The organism is Candidatus Sulfotelmatobacter sp. (genome assembly GCA_035498555.1).
GTDB lineage: Bacteria > Eisenbacteria > RBG-16-71-46 > RBG-16-71-46 > RBG-16-71-46 > DATKAB01.
Genome location: DATKAB010000155.1, coordinates 1 through 9534, shown reverse-complemented (window position 1 = coordinate 9534; position 9534 = coordinate 1). Strand labels below are relative to the sequence as shown.

The 9534-nt window shown below is 68.2% G+C and carries 9 protein-coding genes; 5 read left to right on the top strand and 4 right to left on the bottom strand.

What is annotated here, in order from left to right:
• Positions 1-117 precede the first annotated feature (117 nt).
• Together VMJ70_12705 and VMJ70_12700 are read right to left on the bottom strand one after the other, a co-directional pair.
• Positions 118-855, bottom strand: a complete 738-nt coding sequence (locus VMJ70_12705) for a 2-phosphosulfolactate phosphatase (GenBank protein ID HTO91984.1) — start codon at positions 853-855, stop codon at positions 118-120.
• Positions 852-2774, bottom strand: coding sequence for an ABC-F family ATP-binding cassette domain-containing protein (locus tag VMJ70_12700; GenBank protein ID HTO91983.1), 1923 nt, complete (start codon positions 2772-2774; stop codon positions 852-854). Before VMJ70_12700 ends, VMJ70_12705 begins: the two co-directional genes overlap by 4 nt.
• Positions 2775-2821: 47 nt before the next feature.
• On the opposite strand from VMJ70_12700, the gene VMJ70_12695 reads away from it, so the two are divergent.
• Complete coding sequence (locus VMJ70_12695) at positions 2822-4591, top strand: family 43 glycosylhydrolase (GenBank protein ID HTO91982.1); 1770 nt, start codon at positions 2822-2824, stop codon at positions 4589-4591.
• A gap of 15 nt (positions 4592-4606) precedes the next feature.
• On the opposite strand, the gene VMJ70_12690 is transcribed toward VMJ70_12695, so the two are convergent.
• Positions 4607-5725, bottom strand: coding sequence for an aminopeptidase (locus VMJ70_12690; GenBank protein ID HTO91981.1), 1119 nt, complete (start codon positions 5723-5725; stop codon positions 4607-4609).
• Between the two features lie 98 nt (positions 5726-5823).
• Between VMJ70_12690 and VMJ70_12685 the strand changes: the two genes are divergently transcribed.
• Genes VMJ70_12685 through VMJ70_12675 form a run of 3 tightly spaced genes read left to right on the top strand, consistent with a single transcriptional unit; the run spans position 5824 to position 7815 of the window.
• Positions 5824-6903: a Gfo/Idh/MocA family oxidoreductase gene (locus VMJ70_12685; GenBank protein HTO91980.1), complete on the top strand. Its 1080-nt coding sequence runs from the start codon at positions 5824-5826 to the stop codon at positions 6901-6903.
• On the top strand, positions 6900-7034 hold the full coding sequence (locus VMJ70_12680; protein HTO91979.1) for a hypothetical protein: 135 nt from the start codon (positions 6900-6902) through the stop codon (positions 7032-7034). The genes VMJ70_12685 and VMJ70_12680 overlap by 4 nt, the downstream gene beginning before the upstream one ends.
• A gap of 52 nt (positions 7035-7086) precedes the next feature.
• Entirely contained in the window at positions 7087-7815 is a 729-nt protein-coding gene (locus tag VMJ70_12675; GenBank protein HTO91978.1) for a hypothetical protein, read from the top strand.
• Between the two features lie 270 nt (positions 7816-8085).
• Here the strand turns inward: VMJ70_12675 and VMJ70_12670 are convergent, their stop codons facing one another.
• Entirely contained in the window at positions 8086-8538 is a 453-nt protein-coding gene (locus VMJ70_12670) for a hypothetical protein (protein HTO91977.1), read from the bottom strand.
• 205 nt (positions 8539-8743) lie between these two features.
• Here VMJ70_12670 and VMJ70_12665 point away from each other — a divergent pair, with 205 nt between their 5' ends.
• Positions 8744-9352: an FKBP-type peptidyl-prolyl cis-trans isomerase gene (locus VMJ70_12665; protein HTO91976.1), complete on the top strand. Its 609-nt coding sequence runs from the start codon at positions 8744-8746 to the stop codon at positions 9350-9352.
• Positions 9353-9534 lie beyond the last annotated feature (182 nt).

Below are 9534 nucleotides of genomic sequence, written 5' to 3'. Positions count from 1 at the left end.
GCAGCGGTTGCATTTCCTCGTTGAGCCTTGCCCGGGGCGATCGCTTCGTTCAGCCCGAACAGGTTGAATGCGGCTTTTCAGCTCCGGGGGCTTAACGGGACCGCGGCTTCCGCGCGATTACGCGCGCCCGATTTCGCCGAGTGCGTGATACGCGCCGCGCTGGAGCAACGGCACCGCACGGCTGACGTTCAGCTCGGCCGCGAGCCGCACGTCGGATTCGAAGCCGCGCGAGATCAGCTCGCGGCCCGAGGCGCAATGTTCGAGCATCTCGGCGAGTCGTGACTCCAGCGCCGCGAACGCCTCGCGCGCCGCGCGCGCCTCGGGCGAGAGCTCCTCGCCGAGCCCGGCGAGAATCGCTCCCGCGCCGAGCCCATCCTCGAGCGCGGGACGGAGGCTGCCGTCCTCCCAGCGCTCGCCGGCCGGGATCACCGCGATCGTGCGCCCGAGTCGCCGCGCGGCGCCCGCCACCGCCGCGGCGTTGCGCAGGCAGCCGCACAGCACGACGCCTCCGGCGCTCGCGCGACGTGCGCTGAGCGTCGCGCCGTTGGGCGAGGGCAGCGCGACGCGCGCACCCGGCTCGACCGACAGGAACGAGGCGGGGGAGAGCGAAAAACCGGCCTGGCCGCGCGGACCCGCGAGCGCCGCGGAACGCTCGCGCGCGAATTCGGCGGCGCGCTCGTCCTTCCAGGCGACCGGCAGGATCTCCGCGCCGCGCGACACCGCCACGTCCACGCAGGTCGAGAACGAGAGCACGTCGACCACGATCACCACGTCGGCGTCGCCGCCGACCGCGTCGAGTCCGGCGAGACCCCATTCGCAGCGGATCGGCCAGAGCTCCTGAGCGCGCTCCTTCATGCCAGCATGGCGAGCTTCTGCCACAGGGACTCGAGCTCGACGCGAAGCCGCTCGTACTCCGAGACCAGCTGCTTCGCCCGCGCCCCATCGCCATAGACCTCGGGATCCGCGAGCTGCGATTCCAGCTCCCGGACGCGCGCCTCGCGCGTCTCGATGTCGCGCTCGACCCGCGCCAGCTCTTTCTCGCGCTTCTGGCGCGCGGTGCGATCGGTGCGCGATTCCGCCGGGCGGGATGGCGCCGGGCGCCCGGGCGCGGCTTTCGGCAGCGGCGTCTTCGCCGCGGGCTCCGCCTCGGCCGCGGTCGAGAGGCGTGCGATGCGAGCGCTCTCGTAGTCGTCGTAGCCGCCGGGGTAGGGCACGACGCGCCCGTCTTGCACCTCGAGGATGCGGGTCGCGAGCCGGGCCATCAGCGAGCGGTCGTGAGTGACCACCACCACCGCGCCGGGGTACTGCTCGAGCGCGCTCTCCAGCACTTCCTTGCCGGCCAGGTCCAGGTGGTGGGTGGGCTCGTCGAGCAGCAGGAGGTTGGCGGGCTCGAGCAGAATGCGCGCGAGGGCGACGCGCTGGCGCTCTCCGCCCGAGAGGATGCGGCAGAGCTTGAACACGTCGTCGCCCGAGAACAGGAAGTTGCCGAGCAGGCTGCGCAGCCGCGGACGCCAGGCGGCACTGGCGATCTCCTCCACCGCCTGCAGCACGGTCTGGCCGGGGTCGAGGGTTTCGGCCGCGTGCTGGGCGAAGTAGCTGAGACGCGTGAACTGCGCGGTCTCGCGAACGCCGGAACGAGGCGCGAGCTGGCCGGCGATGACGCGGAGCAGCGTGGTCTTGCCTGCGCCATTGGCGCCGACGATCGCGACCTTGTCGCCGGGCGAGATCTCGAGACTGGCCGAGCGGAACACATCGCGCGCGTCGTAGCCGAACGAGGCGTCGCGCATGCGCAACAGCGTGCGTCCGGCGTGGGGCGGGTCCGGAAACGAGAAGCGGATGCTCTTCGGCTTGCGGGGGATCACCACGCGCTGCTGCTTGAGCCGATCGATCTGCTTCTTCTTGCTCGCCGCCTGCGAGGCCTTGGTGTTCTTGGCGCCGAACCGCTCCACGAACCGCTCGAGCTGCGCGATCTTCTGGTCGAGCTGCTGGTTCTGCGATTCCTTCTGCTCGCGGCGCCGTTCGCGCTCCTCGAGGAAGCGGGTGAAGCTCATCGGGTAGTCGTGCAGCTCGCCGAGGTCGAGCTCGCGCACCTCGGTCGCCACGCGGTCCAGGAAGACGCGGTCGTGCGAGACCACCACCAGGCCGCCGTGAAAATCCTGGAGGTAGTCCTCCAGCCATTCCATGGCCGGGAGGTCGAGGTGATTGGTGGGCTCGTCGAGCAGCAACACGGTGGGATCGGCGAGCAGCAGCGCGGCGAGCGCCGCACGCATGCGCCAGCCTCCCGAGAACTCGGCCAGCGGCCGGTCGGCATCGGCGGTCGAGAAGCCGAGTCCGCTCAGCACGCGCCGCGCCTCGGGCTCGAGCGCGTGTTCGTCGTTCATCTCGAGGTGATGCTGCAGCTCGCCCGCGCGCTCGAGCAGGGACTCCAATCGCGGATCGTCGGGCGAGATGCCTTCGAGGGTGGCGTGGAGTTCGTCGAGCTCGAATCGCATCTCGCGCAGGCTGCGGTACGCGTCCATCGCCCGGTCGAGCACCGTGCCCTCGAAGCGCTCGGCCGCCTCCTGGGGCAGGTAGCCGAGGCGAGTGCCCTTCGCGAGCACTCGCTCGCCCGATTCGGGCGTGATCTCGCCCAGGATGACTCGAATCAGCGTGGTCTTCCCGGCGCCATTGGGGCCCACCAGGGCGACCCGATCTCCGGGGGCGATCACCCACGAGACACGGTCGAACAGCACTCGCTGTCCAATCGTGTAACGGAGGTTCTGAAGCTGGATCAAACACGTCTCCCTTCGACCGTTGACACCTGCCACGGCGGCTTCGGATAATGCCCTGTACGCATCTGGTGCGCACGGGCCGCCGCCGCGTTGTAACCCGCATCCCTCGAGGGAAGGTCCCCCTGATTCCCACGCCCCGAATTCGGCTTTCGGCCGCGATTCTCGCGGGGGCGCTGGCACTGGCGCTGGCCGGCCAGGCGGCCGGCTCGTGGATGATTCCACCCTCCCCGGACCGCCCCAAGGACTTCACCATCGTGAAGCAGGACGGGATCTACCACCTGTTCTACATCCGCAACAACCCCAACCTGCCGGCCGAATCGACCCAGGTGGACTTCGGGCACGCGATCTCCAAGGACCTCTACTTCTGGACCCCGGAGCCGCCGGTCCTCCCGACCCGTCCCGGGCGGTTCGACGCGAGCCACGTGTGGGCGCCCAGCATCGTCCGGCGCGACAGCGTCTACTACATGTTCTACACCGGGGTCGTGGATTCCTCGAGCACCTATCAGTTGTACCAGCGCATGGGGCTCGCCACCTCGACCGACCTCTATACCTGGAATCCGCTGGAACTGCCGGTCTACGGCTGCGGGCAGGTGCCGTGGTGCGCGTGCGACAGCACTGACTCCAAGCCGTTTCGCGATCCGTTCGTGATGGAGGACCCGACCACTCCCGGCCGGTGGCTCATGTACTACAGCACCGCGCCGGCCTCCGACCCCGGTGGGATGATCATTGCCGTCGCGAGCTCGGATGGCGATTTCACGCAATGGCAGGACCTCGAGCCGCTGTGGATCACCCAGCGCCAGTACACCTACAACGACGCGGTCGAATCTCCGCACGCCTTCGAACACGACGGGCTCTGGTACCTGTTCTTCACCACCAATTCCGGCCAGCCGATTTCGTTCGCCACCAGCAACAGTCCGATTGCTCCGCTCCAGGATTGGATCTACCGCGGCCGTCTCTCCAACATGATCGGGGTGAACACCGCCGGCTGGTTCGCGTCCGAGTACCTTCGCGACGGGCTGGTGGACTACTTCCTGTTCGTGGACGGCGATCGGATCGAGGTCAGCCGGATGGTGTGGAATCCCGGCTGGACTTTCCTGCTCGCCCAGCCCGATCTGTTTCACGTTCAGTCGATGACGTGGACGCCCCCCGCGCATGGAGCGCGAGCAGGACAGCACGCGACCCTCGGCATCAATTCGACCTGGTGGAGCGGCCACACCGCGGACCTCGAGTGCCTCTGGATCAGCGATCAGGACGGGAGCTGGAACCCGGTACCGAACAGCGTGCTCGGGATCCCCGATCACATCGTGCTGACGGCGGACTCGACCAGCTACGACTGGGCGATCAAGGCGATTCCCGACAGCTTCAACGTTCCCTACCCGCAGACTCTGGTCATGCGGCTCACGGATCAGACCGCGACCTCCAACCCCATTCAGATCTATGAATCGGTCGGCAGGGGAGGCGGATTCGACCCGCCACCCCCGCCGCCGCCTCCCGACACGACTCAAACCCAGGGTGGGGGATCGGATGACGCGAGTCTCGACGACGCCCTGCCGAAGCTGCGCCCGCTCAGCAACTCGATCTTCGGCGATCGTCCGGCGTTGCTGGTCCAGATGCCGAAGGCGGCAGCGGTGCGCCTCGACGTCTTCGATCTGCAGGGACGAAGAGTGCGCACCCTCGCCGATCGCACCCTTCCCCAGGGAGCGACCGTGCTGCCCTGGGATGGCCGCGACTCGAACGGTCGTGCGCTCGCGCGCGGCGTCTACTTCACCCGGCTCAGGACGGGCCGTGTGACGCTCTCCTCGCGCGTGCTCCTGCGCTAGTCCGTCGCGCGGAGCCTACGCGCCGAGCCGCTCAGGATTCAGCCCCTCCAGCTCCTTGACCACGAACCTGCCATCACGACGGATGCATTCGTCGTCGAACCAGATCTCGCCGCCGCCATACTCGGGACGCTGGATGAGCACCAGATCCCAGTGGATCTGCGAGCGATTGCCGTTGTCCGCCGTGCCGTACGCCTGGCCGGGAGTGAAGTGGAGGGATCCCGCGATCTTCTCGTCGAACAGCGTGTCCTTCATCGGCGAGGTGATGTACGGGTTGAACCCGAGCGAGAACTCGCCGATGAAGCGTGCCCCTTCGTCGGTGTCGAGCACCTTCTGCAGGCGGTCGGCCGGCGAGCCGGTGGCCTTGACGATCCTGCCGCCCTCGAACGTGAACGAGAGATTCTCGTAACTCGTGCCCAGGTAGAGCGACGGAGTGTTGTAGGTGATCGTTCCCTCCACTGAATTGCGCACCGGTGCGGTGAAGCACTCGCCGTCGGGAAGATTGCGGCGGCCCTCGCACGGCACCACCCCGACTCCCTTGATGCTGAAGCGAAGATCCGTACCGGGACCCTTGAGCTGCACGCGATCGGTGCGGCGCATGCGCTCGGCCAGCGGTTCCATGGCCGCGGCCATCCGGCCATAGTCGAGGGTGCAGACCCGATAGTAGTAGTCCTCGAACGCAGCGGTGCTCATGTTGGCCATCTGCGCCATCGAGGCGCTCGGATACCGGAGCACGACCCAGCGTGTGTGATTGACGCGGTAATCGAGGTGGACGGGCTGGGAGACCAGCCTCGTGAACAGGCCCATCTGGTCCGGGGGGACGTCGGCGAGCTCGGAACTGTTCTCGGTGCCGCGCAGGCCGACGTAGGCCTGCACCTTCTTCATCTGGAACAGCTCGAGCTCACACTGCAGACGGAACTGCGCCTCGGTCGCCTTGAGCATCAGGGCGCGCGTCACCGCGTTGTTGCGCAGCGACACGACCGGAATGCCGCCGACCGACTGCGCGGCGTCGATCAGATCGAGCACCAGTCCGTTGCCGACGTCGAAGGCTTCGACGAAGATCACCTCATCACGCTGGAGCCGAGTGGAATGCCGGATGATGACGTCGGCGAGCTTCGCATTGCGACCGTCACGCATGGGATATCCTCCGGGGGCGCGGCGCGGTTCGTTCCGCGCGAACGACGTCGAGAGTGGTTCGCGAGAGTCGCAGACCATAGCACGGGGCCGGAGGAAGAATGGCAGCGCTGCGAGTCGTCATCCTGGGGACGGGCTTCGGACGGACCGTTCAGTCGGTGGGATTTCAGCGCCACTCGGGGTTCGAGCTGGCGGGGATCGCCGGCTCGCAGCTCGAGAAGACGCGCCGGATCGCGAGCGAGCTGGGAATCCCGCACGCCGGCGACGACTGGCGCGAGCTGCTCGGCCGTCTTCGCCCGGACGTGGTGAGCGTGGTGACGCCCGCTTTTCTCCATCATCCCATGATGCTCGCGGCGCTCGATGGCGGGGCGCACGTGCTGTGCGAGAAACCGACCGCGCTCCATCGCCATCAGGCGGTCGAGATGCGCGATCGCGCCCGCGCGCTCGGCAGGGTGGCGGGCGTCAACCACGAGTTCCGGTTCTTCCCGGCCCGGCGCTATGCGCTCGAGCTGGTGCGCGAGGGCGCGATCGGCTCGCCGCGGCGCGGAGAGATCCTCGGCCGCTACCCGATCTGGGCGACGCCGGCGCAACGGGGCATGACCTGGCTCTCGGATCGCAGCCGCGGCGGCGGCATCCTCGGCGCGCTCGGGTCGCATCACACCGACTGCCTGCGCCTGTTCTTCGGCGAGCCGTTGCGCACTCTGGCCACGGTGCGCGTGGATCAGCCGCGGCGCGGCCCGACGGCTTCCGATCCCCAATCGGCAATGGCGACCGCCGACGATGCCTGCACGGTTCAATACGAGTTCGCGAATGGGGCGACCGGGCTCGTGGATCTGAACGCGGCGTCCTCATACCGCTGGGAACGCTTCGAAATCATCGGGAGCGAGGCGACGCTGCGTTGGGACGACGACGGCTATCGGCTGTGGCGGCTCGTGCCCGGGAGAGAGCCCGAAGAGCTGACGCTTCCTGCCGCCTACCAGCTGAAGCCGCGCGACCGCGACCCGCAGCTGGTGGCGCCGTTCGGGGCGCTGCTCGACGTGTTTCACGCCGCGATCACGCGTGGCGAACCCATGCGCCCGGATTTCGACGACGCGGTCGCCGTCCAGTGCGCGCTGGATTCGGCTCGGCTCTCGAGCGAGTCGGGCGCGTGGGTCGCCGTCGAGCGCCTGTCGGGATCGTGAGCGACGGGAAAGACGAAATCCAGCTCTTCATCCAGCAGGGTGACCTCGCCTTCGCGGTGTCCCGCGCGCTGGCCTCGGTCTCCGCCCGCGCCGCGGTTGGACCGCCCCGCGATGCTTCTTCTATACTCTGATCGGCCGACGATTGAGCATCAGCACGGGGCCGAGGGACGGGGAGGACCGAGAATGGCGGACTGGGACGTCATCGCGAAGCAACGCCTGACCGAAGACTGGGCCACGCTGCGCGCTGCCTACCTGCCCCTCAATCAGGCGATGCGGCGCTCGGTCGAGTTCCTCGAAAAGGGCGACGGCGCCTTCTCCGAGCTGCTGTCCGTGGCGCGCGACCGGCTCGATGCGGCTCTGAAGAATCTCACCGCGTTGTGCAATCGACGTTCACCCTGGGTGCGGCTCGAGGCCATCCGCAATCTTCGCGTGCTGGCGACCGGGCTGAAGGGCGCCGCCAACGACGACCCGCGCGCGCTCTTGCGCTTCCTGTTCGCGCTCAGCGAGCTGATGACCAACATCTGGAAGGATGCTCCCACCGAGGCCAGGGTGGCCGAGAATCTGGTGCTGGCCGGCAGCCCCGATTTCTGGTTCGGCTGCGATTGCTGCGCCGTGGGCGTCCTGAAACCGGCGCGTCCCGATGATCCGCCCGACCTCACGCGTGGCAAGGAAGTTCGGCTGGTGTGGGAGGTGGATGCGCTGTTCGCCTGGACGCTCGATGAGTTCGAGGACTACCTGGCGAGCGAGCGTTATTCGCTACCGACCACGCCTCGGATCGCGGCCACCGACCAGCTCGGACTTCCGGTCGTGGACGTCGCCGCCGAGTCCCTGCGGCGCGGAAGCGAACTGTTCGGAGCGCAGGGTGGCGGTCTGTTCGGGCCGCTCGACCTCAAACACCTCGATCTGCTCTAGGGTCGGATCGAAGCGGCATCGCCCGAGCGGTCTGTGAGCGCCCTCCGGCCGGGGCTAACGGCGGCGGGATCGCTTCGCGGCGCGCGCCTTTTCCTTCTTCTTGCGCGCGCTGGCGCGGGCGCGCCGGCGGCGCAGGCGGTGCTTGAATGAGGTCATGAATCTCCCGACGAGGTCTTGGTTTGCCCCGTGAAGGGGCGCGAAGTCGCGCACGTTATCCGAGTGCCGCCACGCGCGCAAGCGCGGGGGAGGAGCGACGAGCGATCGTGGCCCTCAGGCCGCTTCGTCGCCCAGCGACTTCTTGGCCATGGCCTCGGCGGCCGGGCCCGACTTCACGTCGGCGCACGCGGCGGTGACCACGTACACGCGAACGTTATTGCTGCCGGTGTCGGCGGGGAACATGAAGAAGCCGTCGCGCTCGGGGGAGTAGGAGAGCGAGTAGCCGCACAACAGCTCGCCGTCCTTGAAGCGCACCGCCAGCTTCTTCCCCTGCGCGGTCTCGCCGGGACCTTCGATGAAGCCGCGCACGTCGCGCCGCTTCGCCTGGCCCACGTAGTCCTTGACGAAGAAGATCGCCTTGAGCTGCTGGGTCTTCACCTCGACCGGCGGCTTGCCGTCGTGCGGCTGGACGTGAAACAGCGGGCGATTGGGGAAGAAATCCTGGGTCGTGCCTTTGAGCAGCTTGCCGCCCATCGAGTGCACGACCACCTTGTTGGTTTCCGCCATGACGGCTCCCTCCGGACGGCGCCCGCGAATGATCTCGCGGCGAACTCCGGTCGCTCCTGACCGGCTACCGTACACGCGTGGTTTTCGGCCGCCCCGCGCCGGGGCTTGAGGGGCATCCTCAGGCGCTTGCCGCCTGGCCGGCCGTTATGGGAGCTTCGCCGTCTCTACGGTTCCTCGCTTTCACCCTCGGCAGGAGAATTGAGAGATGCGCGCATCCGTCGCCGTTCTCGGCGCCGCGTTGATGATCACGGTTCTTGGCAGTTGCAAGCAGTCCTCCACCGGGGGTGCGGCTGCTCCCGCCACGTCATCGGCGGGCAGCCCGGCGGCCTCGTCCGCCTCGGGTGCGGGAACCACCGCGTCGGGCGCCTCGAGCCTGAGTGCCGGCGCCACGTCCAACGGTGGCTCGCCGGCGAGCGGGCCGGCTGGAGCCTCGGCGGCCGCAGTACCGGGTGAGAGCCCCGGCGCTGCCAAGGAAGTGACGATGGCGAGCGGCCTCAAGTACACCGATCTCAAGGTTGGGGATGGAACAGTGGCGGAGAGCGGCATGGTCGCGTCGGTCCACTACACGGGCTGGCTCACCGATGGAACCAAGTTCGACAGCTCGGTCGATCGAGGACAGCCGTTCTCGTTCCGGCTGGGCGGCGGCGAGGTGATCCGGGGCTGGGACGAGGGCGTGAAGGGCATGCGGGTCGGCGGCAAGCGGAAACTGGTCATTCCTCCCGACATGGGCTACGGCGAGCGCGGAGCCGGTGGGGTGATCCCTCCCAACGCGTGGCTGGTGTTCGACGTCGAGTTGCTCGGCCTCCATCCCTGAGGTTGTGTGGCGGAGAGTGTTGATGGCCGGGATCGTGCAGAGCGATCCCGGCCATGGACCTCTCCGGCGATTCGTTCAAGCCACCCTTCTGCCCCAGGCCGTGGTGTCGCTTCCACTTGAGCCCCTCGGGCTGGCGCTGGGTCCGCTTCGGCTCCTTCACCCGCCAGTGTCTACCCCGTTGC

What these genes read in the sequence shown, in the direction of transcription:
- VMJ70_12685 (HTO91980.1), top strand. Translation starts at nt 5,824, where the DNA reads ATGGCAGCGCTGCGAGTCGTCATCCTGGGGACGGGCTTCGGACGGACC.
- VMJ70_12665 (HTO91976.1), top strand. Translation starts at nt 8,744, where the DNA reads ATGCGCGCATCCGTCGCCGTTCTCGGCGCCGCGTTGATGATCACGGTT.
- VMJ70_12670 (HTO91977.1), bottom strand. Translation starts at nt 8,538, where the DNA reads ATGGCGGAAACCAACAAGGTGGTCGTGCACTCGATGGGCGGCAAGCTG.
- VMJ70_12695 (HTO91982.1), top strand. Translation starts at nt 2,822, where the DNA reads ATGCCCTGTACGCATCTGGTGCGCACGGGCCGCCGCCGCGTTGTAACC.
- VMJ70_12675 (HTO91978.1), top strand. Translation starts at nt 7,087, where the DNA reads ATGGCGGACTGGGACGTCATCGCGAAGCAACGCCTGACCGAAGACTGG.
- VMJ70_12690 (HTO91981.1), bottom strand. Translation starts at nt 5,725, where the DNA reads ATGCGTGACGGTCGCAATGCGAAGCTCGCCGACGTCATCATCCGGCAT.
- VMJ70_12705 (HTO91984.1), bottom strand. Translation starts at nt 855, where the DNA reads ATGAAGGAGCGCGCTCAGGAGCTCTGGCCGATCCGCTGCGAATGGGGT.